This is a genomic window from Xenorhabdus bakwenae, assembly GCF_030272115.1.
Classification (GTDB): Bacteria; Pseudomonadota; Gammaproteobacteria; order Enterobacterales; family Enterobacteriaceae; genus Xenorhabdus; species Xenorhabdus bakwenae.
On record NZ_CP119194.1, the window covers coordinates 3,021,627 to 3,038,279 of the forward strand.

A 16,653-nucleotide genomic window follows, 5' to 3' on the forward strand; every position below is an offset into this window, starting at 1 on the left:
CTGTGGCTACCATGAAGGACGTTGCCCGTCTGGCGGGCGTCTCAACATCAACAGTTTCTCATGTGATTAATGGCAATCGTTATGTCAGTGACAACGTGAAAAAGAAAGTCAATGCAGCGATTGAGGAATTGAATTATGCGCCGTCTGCTTTGGCAAGAAGCTTGAAAATAAAGCAAACCAAAACCATTGGTATGTTGGTTACAGCCAGTGATAACTCTTATCCATCAACCCAAGGATGAATTGGGTAAGCCTGCTTTATCGAATGAAAAATCCAGAAAGCGAACCAAAGTAACTGATTTTGACACCTAAATTGATCGAGCGAAGTTCTGTAGCAAGTCGCTAACGGGTTCATTTCTTCTTAATTAAGTTATTACCGTCTTCTTTATTCAGTAATAGAAAAACAGTAGAAGAAATCAAGGTAATCACTCCCATCGTGATTAAAGTATAGTGGAAATGGTTGATGGCTGAACCATATTCCATTGACTCATAAAATCGCAGAACTGCCGCACTGATGGTCACCCCAAAACTGATGGATAACTGTTGAGTGACTGATAACAGGCTATTACCGGCACTGGCATTGTTATCATTCAGATCAGCTAAAGTGATTGTATTCATCGCTGTGAATTGTGTGGACATGACTACTCCCAATATAAAAAGAGGAATTATCAACAATATGATGGGGAGTTCCGGTGTTTGTAGCGAAAATTGTGAAATCATTATGCCAATAATAATCGTGACCCAGATGAGTGTTTTTCGATATCCAAAGCGGGTCAGTATCTTAGTGACAAAAGATTTGGCTAAAATTGAACCAATTGCATTCGGTGCCATCATGACGCCAGCAATGACGGCTGGAAATCCAAACCCCACTTGGAGCATTAAAGGAATAATAAATGAAAGCGAGCCAGTACTTAGCCGAGTAGCAATATTGCTGGCGATGCCAATTGAAAATGTACGTGTCTGGAACAACTGGAGATTAATGAGGGGATTTGAGTGTCTTTTTGCATGGAAGACATACCCTAATAACATAATGATACCGCTACAAAATAAAGTAGGGGAAAGATAACCAGAGAATGTCTGATCTCCAAATAAATCAAAACTGACTGAAATGATCACCAAGCCCATACTAAACAACATGAATCCCAGAAAATCGAAAGGGCATTTGGGCATAGTTAAATTAGGCATATTCTTTCTGGCGTAAATGATACCTAATAAACCAATGGGAATATTGATGATGAAAATCCAGTGCCATGTTGCATAAGTGACTAACAATCCGCCAAACATTGGACCCAAAATTGGGCCTAATAACCCTGGCATGGTGACAAAATTCAAAATAGGTAGCAGTTCACTACGTGGATATGATCTTAATAGAGCCAGGCGCGCAACGGGCATCATCATAGCTCCACCTATACCTTGAATAACTCTGGATGCAACTAAGAAAGAAAAATTAGGCGATAGCGCACAAGCAAGCGAGCCTAAAGAAAAGAAGAAAACAGCATAAATGAATACCGTACGAGTACCAAATCTATCGGCAAGCCACCCGCTTACGGGAATGAGCATTGCTACAGTTAAAGTATAACTGACAATAGCGGGCTGCATTGCCAGTGGAGAGTGATCAAGACTTTTTGCAATTGCCGGTAGTGCGGTGTTAAGAATTGTGGCATCTAAAGACTGCATAAAAAAAAGCCATCGCTGCAATCCAAGGTAACCCCGACATATTGCGTGCGGATTTGACCATCAGATATCCTGTTTATTTTTTAATGATAGTGAATACATAATGTCTCACTATACCAAATTCAACCATTTATTGGTTGTTAATCAACCAACAACTTCCTCTGGGGCCAATTGACAGTTGCCGTAGGCAATTGCACAACAATCATTGTATAAGAACTTTGCCTCTATGATTTTTGTTTAAACCCTCAATTTTAGGATGTAAAACATGCAAAATTACCGTTTTTGTTGAAAAAAACCACGAACAGAAAAAAAATCAAAAAAAAAACTATTGTCAGCGCCGAAAAACCCCCTATAATGCGCCACCACTGACCGGCGCTGAGCTGAAACAGACCGCGAAGGACAGTGAGAGAAAAGCGAAAATAATCGCTTGACTCTCGAGGCGAAAAGCGTAAGATACGCAGCCTCGCAACCCGGAAGGTACTTCCGGTTGCCAACGCTCTTTAACAAATTAATCAGACAATCTGTGTGGGCACTCACAAGACACTATCTGACGCCGAAAGGCGAAAAAGATTAAAACAGTCTTGAAGAGTGACTGAGCAGTTAATTCATTATGAACGGACAGTCAGAATTCTTTGAGCATCAAACACTTTAATTGAAGAGTTTGATCATGGCTCAGATTGAACGCTGGCGGCAGGCCTAACACATGCAAGTCGGGCGGCAGCGGGAAGAAGCTTGCTTCTTTGCCGGCGAGCGGCGGACGGGTGAGTAATGTCTGGGGATCTGCCCGATGGAGGGGGATAACCACTGGAAACGGTGGCTAATACCGCATAACCTCGAGAGAGCAAAGTGGGGGACCTTCGGACCTCACACCATCGGATGAACCCAGATGGGATTAGCTAGTAGGTGGGGTAATGGCTCACCTAGGCGACGATCCCTAGCTGGTCTGAGAGGATGACCAGCCACACTGGGACTGAGACACGGCCCAGACTCCTACGGGAGGCAGCAGTGGGGAATATTGCACAATGGGCGCAAGCCTGATGCAGCCATGCCGCGTGTATGAAGAAGGCCTTCGGGTTGTAAAGTACTTTCAGTGGGGAGGAAGGCACAGGGTTGAATACACCCTGTGATTGACGTTACCCACAGAAGAAGCACCGGCTAACTCCGTGCCAGCAGCCGCGGTAATACGGAGGGTGCAAGCGTTAATCGGAATTACTGGGCGTAAAGCGCACGCAGGCGGTCAATTAAGTTAGATGTGAAATCCCCGGGCTTAACCCGGGAATGGCATCTAAGACTGGTTGACTAGAGTCTCGTAGAGGGGGGTAGAATTCCACGTGTAGCGGTGAAATGCGTAGAGATGTGGAGGAATACCGGTGGCGAAGGCGGCCCCCTGGACGAAGACTGACGCTCAGGTGCGAAAGCGTGGGGAGCAAACAGGATTAGATACCCTGGTAGTCCACGCTGTAAACGATGTCGATTTGGAGGTTGTGGCCTTGAGCTGTGGCTTCCGGAGCTAACGCGTTAAATCGACCGCCTGGGGAGTACGGTCGCAAGATTAAAACTCAAATGAATTGACGGGGGCCCGCACAAGCGGTGGAGCATGTGGTTTAATTCGATGCAACGCGAAGAACCTTACCTACTCTTGACATCCACGGAATTCTGCAGAGATGCGGAAGTGCCTTCGGGACCCGTGAGACAGGTGCTGCATGGCTGTCGTCAGCTCGTGTTGTGAAATGTTGGGTTAAGTCCCGCAACGAGCGCAACCCTTATCCTTTGTTGCCAGCACGTGATGGTGGGAACTCAAGGGAGACTGCCGGTGATAAACCGGAGGAAGGTGGGGATGACGTCAAGTCATCATGGCCCTTACGAGTAGGGCTACACACGTGCTACAATGGCAGATACAAAGAGAAGCGACCTCGCGAGAGCAAGCGGACCTCATAAAGTCTGTCGTAGTCCGGATTGGAGTCTGCAACTCGACTCCATGAAGTCGGAATCGCTAGTAATCGTAGATCAGAATGCTACGGTGAATACGTTCCCGGGCCTTGTACACACCGCCCGTCACACCATGGGAGTGGGTTGCAAAAGAAGTCGGTAGCTTAACCTTCGGGAGGGCGCTGACCACTTTGTGATTCATGACTGGGGTGAAGTCGTAACAAGGTAACCGTAGGGGAACCTGCGGTTGGATCACCTCCTTACCGAAAGATAGTAGTTTTTGTAGCAGTGCTCACACAGATTGTCTGATGAAATAAAGCAGAGCAAGCGTCTGCGAAGAAGACTTTGAGTCCCCTTCGTCTAGAGGCCTAGGACACCGCCCTTTCACGGCGGTAACAGGGGTTCGAATCCCCTAGGGGACGCCATCTTGCTCAGGTATCGGGTGAAAGACGGTGCCACTGAAATATTGTTAAGCGGACGTGCGCGTCGGTTTAGCAATATTAGCTCTTTAACAATCTGGAACAAGCTGAAAATTTGAAACAGCCCGTGACGATGAATTCATCAGCACGGGTGAGTCTCTCAGACCCGTCAATCCGAAGACACCTTCGGGTTGTGAGGTTAAGCGACTAAGCGTACACGGTGGATGCCTAGGCAGTCAGAGGCGATGAAGGACGTGCTAATCTGCGAAAAGCGCCGGTGAGCTGATATGAAGCGCTGTCAGCCGGCGATGTCCGAATGGGGAAACCCGGTGCAATTCGTTGCATCATCATTAACTGAATCCATAGGTTAATGAGGCGAACCGGGGGAACTGAAACATCTCAGTACCCCGAGGAAAAGAAATCAACCGAGATTCCCCCAGTAGCGGCGAGCGAACGGGGAGGAGCCCAGAGCCATCAGCATGACACGCCTCAGGAGAACGGTCTGGAAAGGCCGGCAGTAAAGGGTGAAAGCCCCGTATCCGAAGTGGTGTGTTGTGTGAGCTCGAAGAGTAGGGCGGGACACGTGATATCCTGTCTGAACATGGGGGGACCATCCTCCAAGGCTAAATACTCCTGACTGACCGATAGTGAACCAGTACCGTGAGGGAAAGGCGAAAAGAACCCCGGCGAGGGGAGTGAAAGAGAACCTGAAACCGTGTACGTACAAGCAGTGGGAGCCCTGATTTATCAGGGTGACTGCGTACCTTTTGTATAATGGGTCAGCGACTTATATTCTGTAGCAAGGTTAACCGTATAGGGGAGCCGCAGGGAAACCGAGTCTTAACTGGGCGTTAAGTTGCAGGGTATAGACCCGAAACCCGGTGATCTAGCCATGGGCAGGTTGAAGGTTGGGTAACACTAACTGGAGGACCGAACCGACTAATGTTGAAAAATTAGCGGATGACTTGTGGCTGGGGGTGAAAGGCCAATCAAACCGGGAGATAGCTGGTTCTCCCCGAAAGCTATTTAGGTAGCGCCTCGTGAAGTCATCTTCGGGGGTAGAGCACTGTTTCGGCTAGGGGGTCATCCCGACTTACCAACCCGATGCAAACTGCGAATACCGAAGAATGTTATCACGGGAGACACACGGCGGGTGCTAACGTCCGTCGTGAAGAGGGAAACAACCCAGACCGCCAGCTAAGGTCCCCAAGTCATGGTTAAGTGGGAAACGAAGTGGGAAGGCTCAGACAGCCAGGATGTTGGCTTAGAAGCAGCCATCATTTAAAGAAAGCGTAATAGCTCACTGGTCGAGTCGGCCTGCGCGGAAGATGTAACGGGGCTAAACCATGCACCGAAGCTGCGGCAGCGACACGAATGTGTTGCTGGGTAGGGGAGCGTTCTGTAAGCCGTTGAAGGTGAACTGTGAGGTTTGCTGGAGGTATCAGAAGTGCGAATGCTGACATAAGTAACGATAAAGCGGGTGAAAAACCCGCTCGCCGGAAGACCAAGGGTTCCTGTCCAACGTTAATCGGGGCAGGGTGAGTCGACCCCTAAGGCGAGGCTGAAAAGCGTAGTCGATGGGAAACAGGTTAATATTCCTGTACGGGCAATAATTGCGACGGGGGGACGGAGAAGGCTAGGCAATCCGGGCGACGGTCGTCCCGGTTTAAGTGTGTAGGTGGGATAATCAGGCAAATCCGGTTATCCACAGCACTGAGGCACGATGACGAGGCACTACGGTGCTGAAGTTGCTGATGCCCCGCTTCCAGGAAAAGCCCCTAAGCTTCAGATTAGTGCTCATCGTACCCCAAACCGACACAGGTGGTCAGGTAGAGAATACTCAGGCGCTTGAGAGAACTCGGGTGAAGGAACTAGGCAAAATGGTGCCGTAACTTCGGGAGAAGGCACGCTGGCGTTAGGTGAAGGACCGAGCGTCCGGAGCTGAGGCCAGTCGCAGATACCAGCTGGCTGCAACTGTTTAATAAAAACACAGCACTGTGCAAACACGAAAGTGGACGTATACGGTGTGACGCCTGCCCGGTGCTGGAAGGTTAATTGATGGGGTTATCGCCTGGCGAGAAGCTCCTGATCGAAGCCCCAGTAAACGGCGGCCGTAACTATAACGGTCCTAAGGTAGCGAAATTCCTTGTCGGGTAAGTTCCGACCTGCACGAATGGCGTAATGATGGCCAGGCTGTCTCCACCCGAGACTCAGTGAAATTGAACTCGCTGTGAAGATGCAGTGTACCCGCGGCAAGACGGAAAGACCCCGTGAACCTTTACTATAGCTTGACACTGAACCTTGAGCCTTGATGTGTAGGATAGGTGGGAGGCTGTGAAGTGCAGACGCCAGTCTGCACGGAGCCATCCTTGAAATACCACCCTTGAATGTTTGATGTTCTAACGCCGGCCCGTTATCCGGGTTGCGGACAGTGTCTGGTGGGTAGTTTGACTGGGGCGGTCTCCTCCCAAAGCGTAACGGAGGAGCACGAAGGTTGGCTAATCCTGGTCGGACATCAGGAGGTTAGTGCAATGGCATAAGCCAGCTTGACTGCGAGAGTGACAGCTCGAGCAGGTGCGAAAGCAGGTCATAGTGATCCGGTGGTTCTGAATGGAAGGGCCATCGCTCAACGGATAAAAGGTACTCCGGGGATAACAGGCTGATACCGCCCAAGAGTTCATATCGACGGCGGTGTTTGGCACCTCGATGTCGGCTCATCACATCCTGGGGCTGAAGTAGGTCCCAAGGGTATGGCTGTTCGCCATTTAAAGTGGTACGCGAGCTGGGTTTAGAACGTCGTGAGACAGTTCGGTCCCTATCTGCCGTGGGCGCTGGAAGATTGCAAGGGGCTGCTCCTAGTACGAGAGGACCGGAGTGGACGCACCACTGGTGTTCGGGTTGTCATGCCAATGGCATTGCCCGGTAGCTAAGTGCGGAAGAGATAACCGCTGAAAGCATCTAAGCGGGAAACTTGCCTTAAGATGAGTCTTCCCTTACTCCTTTGAGGGTACTGAAGGACCGTCCGAGACGAGGACGTGGATAGGCCGGGTGTGTAAGCGTTGCGAGACGTTGAGCTAACCGGTACTAATGAGCCGTGCGGCTTAACCTGACAACACCGAAGGTGTTTTGGGGATTTGAGAGGGTTTCAGAATAAAAAACAGCTTGTTCGGGATTGAAGACAGAATTTGTCTGGCGGTAATAGCGCGGTGGGACCACCTGAACCCATGCCGAACTCAGCAGTGAAACGCCGTAGCGCCGATGGTAGTGTGGGGTCTCCCCATGTGAGAGTAGGACACTGCCAGACATTCATTTAGTCAGAAAAGCCATCCGTCACCGGATGGCTTTTTTTGCGTTTAGGAAAAACCGAAATAATTAACCATAAGTTAATGCACTTTTCCTTGTTCCATACCAATACCCGTTTGTGAACGAATAAACTGACTGCGAAACATTTCCCTTTCCTGCATTCCTTGTGCCGAAGTATCGGTAATCGAAGATAACCAAGCTCCGATAAATGCGATAAACATGGAAAACAGAGCTGGGTATTCATAAGGATAAATTGGATTCTCATGACCAAGAATGCTAACCCAGATCGTAGGGCCTAGAATCATTAATACAACTGCTGTCAGTAACCCCAACCATCCGCCAACTAACGCTCCACGTGTAGTCAGCTTGCTCCAGTACATAGACAATAAAATAATAGGGAAATTGCAACTTGCGGCAATGGAGAAAGCCAAACCGACCATAAAGGCAATGTTTTGTTTTTCGAATAAAATACCCAAGCCAATGGCAACCACTCCCAGAATAACGACGGTAATTTTGGAGACTTTTAGCTCATCTCGCTCATTAGCTTTTCCCCGTTTAATCACATTGGCATAGAGATCATGGGATACTGCGGAAGCGCCTGCTAATGTTAACCCGGCTACTACAGCTAAAATAGTGGCAAAAGCAACAGCAGAGATAAAACCAAGGAAAAAATCACCGCCAACGGCATTTGCCAGATGGACAGCAGCCATATTTGTACCACCAATTAATGTGCCAGTTGTGTCTTTGAAAGAAGGATTGGCGCTGACCAATAGAATTGCACCAAATCCGATAATAAACGTCAGGATATAAAAATAGCCGATAAAGCCTGTTGCATAGAAAACACTTTTACGGGCTTCTTTAGCATCACTGACGGTAAAAAACCGCATGACAATATGGGGTAATCCTGCAGTACCGAACATCAATGCCAATCCTAAAGAGAGTGCAGAGATAGGATCTGATACCAATCCGCCAGGACTCATAATGGCAGGCCCAAGAGAATGTACCGCAATGGCTTCTTTAAACAGGGTATGAAAATTGAAATTAACTACTTTCATGACCATCAAAGCCATGAATGTTGCTCCTGCCAGCAACAGAATTGCTTTAATAATCTGAACCCATGTTGTCGCCAGCATTCCGCCAAATAAGACATAAAGCACCATCAAAATACCGACCAAGACAACAGCGACGTAATAATTTAATCCGAATAGCAACTCGATCAGTTTTCCGGCTCCGACCATCTGAGCTATTAGATATAGCGCAACAACAACTAACGAACCCATTGCGGATAAGGTACGGATGGGACGTTGCTTCAGCCGATAAGAAGCGACATCCGCAAAGGTGTAACGCCCCAAATTTCTTAATCTTTCGGCAATGAGGAATAGAATTATTGGCCAGCCAACGAGAAAGCCAATGGAATAGATCAACCCATCATAGCCAGAGGTATAAACTAACGCTGAAATTCCCAGAAACGAGGCGGCTGACATATAGTCACCTGCTATTGCCATACCATTCTGGAAACCAGTAATACGTCCGCCAGCGGTATAGTAATCTGAACGTGAAATAGTCCGCTTTGAAGCCCAGTAAGTAATACCAAGCGTTAACCCGACGAATAACAGGAACATGATAATTGCCTGAATATTCAACGGTTGTTTTTCTACATTACCTGAAATGGTATTTGCTTGAGCTAGGATAGGGAAGAGGAAAGAAAATAGTAATACGATTTTTTTCATTTTCTCACCTCGTTGAGAATAGTTGACGTCAGACGATCAAATTCACCATTCGCCCTGATTACATAAATTCCGGTCAGTATGAAAGATATGAAAATGATCCCAACTCCTACAGGAATTCCCCGTGTCATACTGGTGTTTTCATGAAGTGGTGTCCCAAGCCATTCAGGAGCAAAAGCAATAAGGAAAATAAAACTAACATAAAGCACTAACATAATGATGGATAACTGCCAGGCAAAACGCCCTCGCTTCTTAACTAACTCCTTAAAGCGGGGATTATTTTCAATCTCTTGATAAATGCCGTCACTCATTGGAGTATCTCCTGTTGATTTTAAACGTCACACCTTAAGCCCACCATATCCGAGGGAATTTGACTATTAGCCAGGTCCCTGTACGGCTCCGCACTTTTGGTGATGCGTTATCAGGCCGCCTTACGACGGCGCATATGTTTTACGACATATTGATGGATTGCTTTTCTTCCAGCAGTTTTTCAACAACTCCCGGATCGGCCAGCGTGGAGGTATCTCCTAAGTTACTGGTATCACCAGAAGCAATCTTGCGCAAAATACGCCGCATAATTTTCCCGGAACGTGTTTTGGGCAGAGAGTCTGTCCAATGAAGGATATCAGGCGTTGCAATTGGGCCGATTTCTTTACGAACCCAATCTCTGACCTCGGTATACAATTCAGGGGAAGGCTCTTCACCATGAACTAGCGTGACGTAGGCGTAAATAGCTTGTCCTTTGATATGATGGGGGATACCAACAACAGCAGCTTCAGCGATTTTGGGGTATGCAACTAAGGCTGATTCAATTTCTGCGGTTCCCAAACGATGGCCTGAAATATTCAGAACATCATCAACACGGCCAGTGATCCAGTAATAGCCATCTTCATCACGTCGAGCGCCATCGCCACTGAAATACATTCCCTTGAAAGTGGAAAAATAAGTCTGTTCAAAACGCTCATGATCGCCATACAAAGTTCGTGCCTGTGCTGGCCAGGAATCCGTGATAACTAGGTTGCCTTCACTCACACCCGCTAAAATTTCTCCAGAATTATCAACCAAGGCCGGACTAATACCAAAAAATGGCAGAGTGGCGGAGCCTGCTTTGAGATCGGTAGCGCCTGGTAGCGGTGTGATCATGAATCCACCGGTTTCGGTTTGCCACCATGTATCTACGATAGGACATTTACTGTTGCCTATTTTTTTGTAGTACCATTCCCATGCTTCTGGGTTAATGGGTTCGCCCACAGAACCCATAATGCGCAATGACGTACGCTTAGTTCCTTCTATGGCTTTATCACCTTCGGCCATCAATGCCCTGATGGCGGTTGGCGCAGTATAAAGAATATTCACTTTATGCTTATCAACCACCTGACAAAGACGGTTAACATCGGGATAGTTGGGGACACCTTCAAACATTAGCGTCGTGGCACCACAAGACAAAGGTCCATATAGCAGGTAGCTATGCCCTGTTACCCAGCCTATGTCGGCTGTACACCAGTAAATCTCCCCCGGTCGATAATCAAACGTGTATTTAAACGTTAAAGACGCGTAGACTAAATAACCACCAGTCGTATGCAGGACACCTTTAGGTTTTACCTGTAGAGCCTGAAGTATAAAGAATGAATAATGGATCTTCGGCACCTATTTCTTCAGCAGGACACTCAGCACTCACACTCTCGGTCAGTTCATGCCACCATAAATCACGATTGTCATTCCAGTTTTTGGTATTTCCGGTACGTCTGAAAACAACCACATTAGTTACACTAGTCACGTCAGAATGGTTCAGAGCCTCATCGACATTTTTTTTCAATGGGATTGTGCGGCCCGCTCGCAAGCCTTCATCTGCGGTAACCACGAGTTTAGCGTTGGAATCGATAACTCGGCCCGCGATGGCATCAGGAGAGAAACCACCAAAAATGACGGAATGGATCGCTCCGATACGGGCACAGGCCAACATTGCGACGGCGGCTTCTGGCACCATTGGCATATAGATAGCAACAACATCGCCTTTTTTGATCCCCAGTTTTTTCAACACATTAGCAAATTGGCAGACGTCATGATGTAATTCTCGATAGGTAACATGGCGGGATTCTGCGGGATTATCTCCTTCCCATATAATGGCGGTTTGATCACCTCGCTCTTGCAAATGGCGATCAAGACAGTTGGCACTTAAGTTCAGGGTGCCATCTTCAAACCAACGGATGCTGATATGCCCAGGATCGAAAGAGGTATTTTTGACCTTGGTGTAAGGCTTAATCCAGTCAACTACTTTACCTTTTTCACCCCAGAAGCCCTCTGGGTCTTGCAATGACCTTTGATAGTCATGTAGGTACTGTTGCTTGCTTATCAGGGCTGTATCTGCAATATCAGCAGGAATAAGATGCTTGATTATTTGAGTCATATTTTTATCTCCTTGCAATTGTTAATACTATGTCAAAACAAGGTTAACTAAAGTATGAGAAGAGTTTTTGTTTCTTTTTTGCGCGGAAGATCACGCAATAAAGAGAATGAATTTTATGGAATGATCATTTAATGCTGTAGATATTAAGCAATACTAAGTAATGAGTTTATTATTTTTATTGGATTTATATTCTGTTATTTAAGTTTATTATTGATATTTTTATCTATGAGGAGGCATGAAACGTGAATGTATAAAGGAAACCATAGTAATAACATGGAATTGATAATCATTTTCATTATTGTTCAATTCACTATAATAATCATGTTGTTCACAAGGTGTGAGCTTTATATATTCTAAATTCTAAATAACTGGAGATATGATATGAGCCATTCATTGCCTTCTCTACCTTACTCCTATGATGCGCTAGAGCCTCATTTCGATAAACAAACGATGGAAATTCACTATACTAAACACCATCAGACGTATGTTACTAACACGAATACTGCTCTGGAAACCTTCCCGGAATTAAGCAAACTTGATATCGATGATCTCATTCAGCAGCTTGATAAAATTCCAGCCGATAAACGCACTTTTATTCGCAACAATGCAGGTGGTCACTCAAACCATAGCCTGTTTTGGCAGGGTTTAAAATTAGGTACAGTCTTGGATGGTGCCTTGAAAACCGCGATTGAGCGTGATTTTGGCAGTATCGACAGTTTCAAGGAAAAATTTGAACAAGCGGCAGCAACTCGCTTTGGTTCTGGCTGGGCTTGGTTGGTACTGAAAGAAGATGGCAAACTTGCAGTTGTTTCAACAGCCAATCAGGATAGCCCACTGATGGGTGAAGAAATAGCCGGTGCTTCTGGTTACCCGATTGTGGGTCTGGATGTATGGGAACATGCTTATTACCTGAAATATCAGAATCGCCGCCCTGATTACATCAAAGCATTTTGGCATGTAGTCAACTGGGATGAAGCGGCAAAACGTTACGAAGAAAAAACGAAATAATCTTTCAATTATTTTTTCACAAGAATGCTGGTCATCGCTGTGACCAGCATTTTTATTGCCTGTAATCTTGGCTATTATGCCAGGATAATACGTGTTCATCTTCACCAGCTCATTGAGAGGGAATAAAGAATGTATTATCCACAAATATATAGAGGCAAAATATCATCGTCAGAAACACTGGGTTTCAGTGCGATCAATAAACTGGTGGTGAATGGTCGTTTACAGCTAACCTCTCTTGGGTTAGAAGGCGATGAACAAGCGGAAACTCGTTTTCATGGTGGCGCTGATCGTGCACTTTGCCATTATCCAAGAGAACATTACCTATTTTGGAAAAGGCAATTTCCTGAATTGATGGAATTATTTGTCTCTCCCTTGTTTGGTGAGAATATATCCACAGAAGGAATGACAGAAGATAATGTCTATATTGGTGATATTTTCCAATGGGATGAAGCTCTGATTCAAGTAACTCAACCACGCTCTCCTTGTTATAAACTCAATTTTATTACAAATATCAGTGAGTTTGCTGCGATAATGCAAAGTAATGGGCGCTGTGGCTGGTTATATCGTGTTATCTCTCCGGGTTTGGTTAATGCTGGTGAACCGATAAAACTGTTAAGCCGTAATAGCGATGTTTCTGTTAAGGAAGCCATTTCCATTGCTTTTCATAATCCATTTGATGAAGAGCTGTTTCGGCGTTTAATGGGGGCAGCTGGGCTGTCTGCCAGTTGGAATCTAACGATGCAAAAGCGCATATTGCATGGAAAAATCGAGGATTTTAATCGTCGTTTATTGGGTCATTAAGGAATCTATATGCCAAAGGGGAGAATGGGATCCCCTTTGGCATTCATCTAAGGTCAGCTGTTACGGATGAGCAATCAAACCTACCGCTTCATAGACTTTATCCAGGGTTGCCTGGGCACGAGCCTGAGCCTTTGCCGCACCTTCTGCCATGATTTGGTTAAGTAAGGCGTCATCGTTACGGAAATGATGGAAACGTTCCTGTAAGCCTGTCAGCATTTCACTGACAGCCTCTGCGACGGCTCCTTTCAAATGGCCGTACATTTTACCGGTAAACTCGGCTTCTAATTCAGGAATAGTTTTACCTGTTACACCCGCGAGGATATCCAGTAAGTTGGAAACGCCGGGTTTGTTTTCCTGATCATAACGTACGCAAGGTGGCTCATCAGAATCGGTAACCGCACGTTTAATTTTCTTGACGACGGATTTAGGATCTTCCAGCAGGGCAATGACGTTATTGCGGTTATCATCCGACTTCGACATTTTCTTGCTCGGATCTTGCAATGACATTACGCGTGCGCCACCTGTCGGAATGAATGGCTCTGGAACAGTGAAAATATCGCCATATAAAGCGTTAAACCGCAGCGCCAAATCACGGGTTAATTCAAGGTGTTGCTTTTGGTCAATACCCACAGGGATCTGATTAGCCTGATAAAGCAAAATATCAGCAGCCATTAGAACCGGATAATCAAACAGGCCGGCATTGATATTTTCTGCATGACGGGCTGATTTATCCTTGAACTGGGTCATGCGGCTAAGTTCACCGAAATAAGTGTAGCAGTTCAGCACCCAGCTTAACTGGGAATGTTGTGGAACATGTGACTGAACGAAGATGGTGCTTTTCTTTGGGTCAATACCACAGGCAAGGTAAAGTGCCAGCGTATCCAGCGTGCGTTTTTTCAGTTCATTGGGATCTTGACGCACAGTAATGGCATGCTGGTTAACGATGCAATAGATGCAATCGTATTCATCTTGCATTTTAACCCACTGACGTAACGCCCCCATATAGTTACCGATGGTCAATTCACCGGAGGGTTGTGCGCCGCTGAATACAATAGGTTTTTGGGAGTTTGGTTTTATTGCAGTGGGTTCATTCATTTTATTAAGCTTCCTGTATTTTCAGACTGGATAACGGGTTCAAAGTGGATAGTCCAATAATTGGGAGTAAATCCGAAAAATGGTCCAATACATAATTTGGGTGGCTTGATGCTATCGACTCGCCATAGTTATATCCATAGGTTAAGCCAATACACGGGCAACCGGCGGCTTGTGCCGCCAAAATATCATTACGGGAATCACCAACAAAAAGCAATTCTTCTTTATGCAAACCAAACATACCCATTGTTAGATAGAGTGGTGCGGGATGAGGCTTTTTCTCTTTAACATCGTCACCACCCAGTACTAATGAAAAATATTCACTGATACCTAATGATTCCAGCAATGGAGCAATAAAAGGGGTGGGTTTGTTCGTAACAATCGCCATCGGCAAATGGTGTTTTGCCAGTTCTGCCAAGGTCTCTTTTACCTGGGGAAACAGTTGGCTGCCTGTGGTTACACTGGTTTCATAAAATGTATCAAACAGCTTGCGTGTTTCACTATGCAATTTGGCAGACAGTTCTGCTCCAGCCCATTTTAATGCGCGTTCAACCATGACATCAGCACCATTGCCTATCCAGACGGTGACGTGTTCTTTGCCCGCAGCGGGTAAGCCTTTGGCCATCAGAGCCTGATCCAAAGCATCGGCCAGACCGCCGGCACTGTCCACCAGTGTGCCATCCAAATCAAATGCAATGGCACGAATTCCTTTTACGACGTCATTTTTCATTATGCTACCTTCGATAATTCGCGGCGCATCTCATCAATAACTGCTTTATAATCTGGCTGACTGAAAATAGCAGAGCCAGCAACGAACATATCTGCGCCAGCTTGAGCCGCCTCAGCAATATTATTGGGTTTGATACCACCATCAACTTCAAGACGGATATCGTATCCGCTGTCATCAATGATTTTGCGTACCTGATGCAATTTTTTCAGTGTTTCAGGAATAAAAGACTGACCACCGAAACCTGGGTTAACAGACATCAACAGAATCACATCCAACTTATCTAATACATAATCAAGATAGCTAAGCGGTGTTGCTGGGTTGAAGACCAAACCCGCTTTGCAGCCATGTTCCTTGATAAGTTGCAGTGTGCGATCGACATGCTCACTCGCTTCGGGATGGAAAGTAATATAGGTTGCACCCGCCTTGGCAAAATCAGGAATAATGCGATCAACCGGTTTTACCATTAGGTGAACATCAATGGGCGCAGTAATGCCATAGTCGCGCAGTGCCTGACAGACCATTGGACCAATCGTCAAATTTGGCACGTAATGGTTATCCATAACATCAAAGTGCACAACATCAGCGCCTGCTGCCAGAACCTTAGCGGTATCTTCACCTAATCGGGCAAAATCTGCGGATAGAATGGATGGGGCAATCAGAAAGTCTTTCTTCATTGTTATCTTCTCCAATTCATTGTTTTATCCCCGTTATTTCAGGGACTGGAAACCTTAATCACTTCTGGCAGTATAACGCCAAAAGTTCATCAACTTTACTGCGGGCAAGAATATTTCTGCTGATTGTCCGGCGGGCTTTAACAATGTAAAGGGAAGCCTGATGATACCATTCTCGTGTCATCGGTGTGTCATGGTTAGATATGAGCACCGGAATGTCTTTTTGAGACGAGATATAATAGGCGATATGTGCTAGCTTTTCCTGATCGAGAAGGTTAAAGCTATTTGTATGGTAGGCGGTAAAATTGGCCGTAGCCGAAAGCGGGGCATACGGAGGATCACAATAAACCACCGAACCCGTTGAAGCATTATTCAATGCTATTTCGTAATGTTGGCAGATGAATGTTGCCTTTTGGGACTTTTCAGCAAACCAGTAAAGCTCATTTTCAGGAAAATAAGGCTTTTTATAGCGGCCAAAAGGAACGTTAAATTCACCTCGTGAATTATAGCGACAAAGGCCGTTATAGCAGTGGCGATTCAGGTAAAGAAACAGCATACTGCGGCGAAAGGGATCATTGCTTTTGTTAAACTCTTCTCGCAGGCGATAGAAGTTTTCGGCAGTGTTGAACTCCGATGAAAATAATGGACGGACATGACTAATAAATTCATCCGCACGAGATTTTACGGCATTGTACAGATTGATCAGATCGTTATTGATATCTGACAAAATGTAAAAATCATAATCGGTATTGAGAAATACCGAGCCTGCGCCAACAAATGGCTCAATCAAGCAATCGCCCTCTGGTAGATAATGTTTAATATCATCTACTAAGGGGTATTTTCCACCGGCCCATTTTAAGAAAGCGCGTTTTTTTTTTCATGCCGTCAAATTAGT

Annotated in this window: 7 protein-coding genes, 1 tRNA gene, 3 rRNA genes and 4 pseudogenes; 7 read left to right on the forward strand and 8 right to left on the reverse strand. The window is 46.0% G+C overall.

Annotated features, from left to right (window positions below; all coding sequences use genetic code 11):
* Nucleotides 1-2: 2 nt before the first annotated feature.
* Nucleotides 3-221: pseudogene (locus tag PXH59_RS15205) on the forward strand (LacI family DNA-binding transcriptional regulator); the annotation flags it as partial.
* Between the two features lie 127 nt (nucleotides 222-348).
* Here PXH59_RS15205 and mdtD read toward each other — a convergent pair.
* Nucleotides 349-1,735 (reverse strand): annotated as a pseudogene (mdtD, locus tag PXH59_RS15210) (multidrug transporter subunit MdtD).
* Nucleotides 1,736-2,320: 585 nt separating this feature from the next.
* On the opposite strand from mdtD, the gene PXH59_RS15215 reads away from it, so the two are divergent.
* The 4 genes from PXH59_RS15215 to rrf all read left to right on the forward strand — a co-directional run bounded on the left by PXH59_RS15215 (nucleotide 2,321) and on the right by rrf (nucleotide 7,323).
* Nucleotides 2,321-3,863: ribosomal RNA gene (locus tag PXH59_RS15215) — 16S ribosomal RNA — on the forward strand.
* An 86-nt stretch (nucleotides 3,864-3,949) separates the two neighbouring features.
* Nucleotides 3,950-4,025, forward strand: a tRNA-Glu gene (locus PXH59_RS15220).
* A 191-nt stretch (nucleotides 4,026-4,216) separates the two neighbouring features.
* Nucleotides 4,217-7,128 (forward strand): 23S ribosomal RNA (locus PXH59_RS15225).
* A 79-nt stretch (nucleotides 7,129-7,207) separates the two neighbouring features.
* Nucleotides 7,208-7,323: ribosomal RNA gene (rrf, locus tag PXH59_RS15230) — 5S ribosomal RNA — on the forward strand.
* The 16S, 23S and 5S rRNA genes sit together here with 1 tRNA gene alongside, the layout of an rRNA operon.
* Nucleotides 7,324-7,402: 79 nt before the next feature.
* On the opposite strand, the gene actP is transcribed toward rrf, so the two are convergent.
* The 3 genes and pseudogenes from actP to acs form a co-directional block, all read right to left on the reverse strand.
* Nucleotides 7,403-9,052 carry a cation/acetate symporter ActP gene (gene actP, locus PXH59_RS15235; RefSeq protein WP_285809021.1) on the reverse strand — a complete coding sequence of 550 codons (1,650 nt, stop codon included), beginning with the start codon at nucleotides 9,050-9,052 and terminating at the stop codon, nucleotides 7,403-7,405.
* Nucleotides 9,049-9,360, reverse strand: a complete 312-nt coding sequence (locus PXH59_RS15240) for a DUF485 domain-containing protein (protein WP_285809023.1) — start codon at nucleotides 9,358-9,360, stop codon at nucleotides 9,049-9,051. The genes actP and PXH59_RS15240 overlap by 4 nt, the downstream gene beginning before the upstream one ends.
* Before the next feature lie 139 nt (nucleotides 9,361-9,499).
* Nucleotides 9,500-11,456, reverse strand: a pseudogene (acs, locus tag PXH59_RS15245) (acetate--CoA ligase).
* A 381-nt stretch (nucleotides 11,457-11,837) separates the two neighbouring features.
* On the opposite strand from acs, the gene sodA reads away from it, so the two are divergent.
* Nucleotides 11,838-12,464 carry a superoxide dismutase [Mn] gene (sodA, locus tag PXH59_RS15250; protein ID WP_047766347.1) on the forward strand — a complete coding sequence of 209 codons (627 nt, stop codon included), beginning with the start codon at nucleotides 11,838-11,840 and terminating at the stop codon, nucleotides 12,462-12,464.
* 129 nt (nucleotides 12,465-12,593) lie between these two features.
* Nucleotides 12,594-13,265, forward strand: a complete 672-nt coding sequence (gene yiiM / locus PXH59_RS15255) for a 6-hydroxyaminopurine reductase (RefSeq protein ID WP_285809025.1) — start codon at nucleotides 12,594-12,596, stop codon at nucleotides 13,263-13,265.
* A gap of 60 nt (nucleotides 13,266-13,325) precedes the next feature.
* On the opposite strand, the gene trpS is transcribed toward yiiM, so the two are convergent.
* From trpS to dam, 4 genes and pseudogenes are all read right to left on the reverse strand, one after another.
* Nucleotides 13,326-14,360, reverse strand: a complete 1,035-nt coding sequence (trpS, locus tag PXH59_RS15260) for a tryptophan--tRNA ligase (protein WP_285809026.1) — start codon at nucleotides 14,358-14,360, stop codon at nucleotides 13,326-13,328.
* Nucleotides 14,361-14,364: 4 nt separating this feature from the next.
* Nucleotides 14,365-15,087: a phosphoglycolate phosphatase gene (locus tag PXH59_RS15265; RefSeq protein WP_285809027.1), complete on the reverse strand. Its 723-nt coding sequence runs from the start codon at nucleotides 15,085-15,087 to the stop codon at nucleotides 14,365-14,367.
* Entirely contained in the window at nucleotides 15,087-15,761 is a 675-nt protein-coding gene (gene rpe, locus PXH59_RS15270) for a ribulose-phosphate 3-epimerase (RefSeq protein WP_285809028.1), read from the reverse strand. Before rpe ends, PXH59_RS15265 begins: the two co-directional genes overlap by 1 nt.
* Before the next feature lie 58 nt (nucleotides 15,762-15,819).
* Nucleotides 15,820-16,635 (reverse strand): annotated as a pseudogene (gene dam / locus PXH59_RS15275) (adenine-specific DNA-methyltransferase); the annotation flags it as partial.
* Nucleotides 16,636-16,653 lie beyond the last annotated feature (18 nt).

Bases quoted from the DNA above. Each gene is read 5' to 3' on its own strand.
- trpS (WP_285809026.1), bottom strand. From the start codon at position 14,360: ATGAATGAACCCACTGCAATAAAACCAAACTCCCAAAAACCTATTGTA.
- sodA (WP_047766347.1), top strand. From the start codon at position 11,838: ATGAGCCATTCATTGCCTTCTCTACCTTACTCCTATGATGCGCTAGAG.
- PXH59_RS15265 (WP_285809027.1), bottom strand. From the start codon at position 15,087: ATGAAAAATGACGTCGTAAAAGGAATTCGTGCCATTGCATTTGATTTG.
- actP (WP_285809021.1), bottom strand. From the start codon at position 9,052: ATGAAAAAAATCGTATTACTATTTTCTTTCCTCTTCCCTATCCTAGCT.
- PXH59_RS15240 (WP_285809023.1), bottom strand. From the start codon at position 9,360: ATGAGTGACGGCATTTATCAAGAGATTGAAAATAATCCCCGCTTTAAG.
- rpe (WP_285809028.1), bottom strand. From the start codon at position 15,761: ATGAAGAAAGACTTTCTGATTGCCCCATCCATTCTATCCGCAGATTTT.
- yiiM (WP_285809025.1), top strand. From the start codon at position 12,594: ATGTATTATCCACAAATATATAGAGGCAAAATATCATCGTCAGAAACA.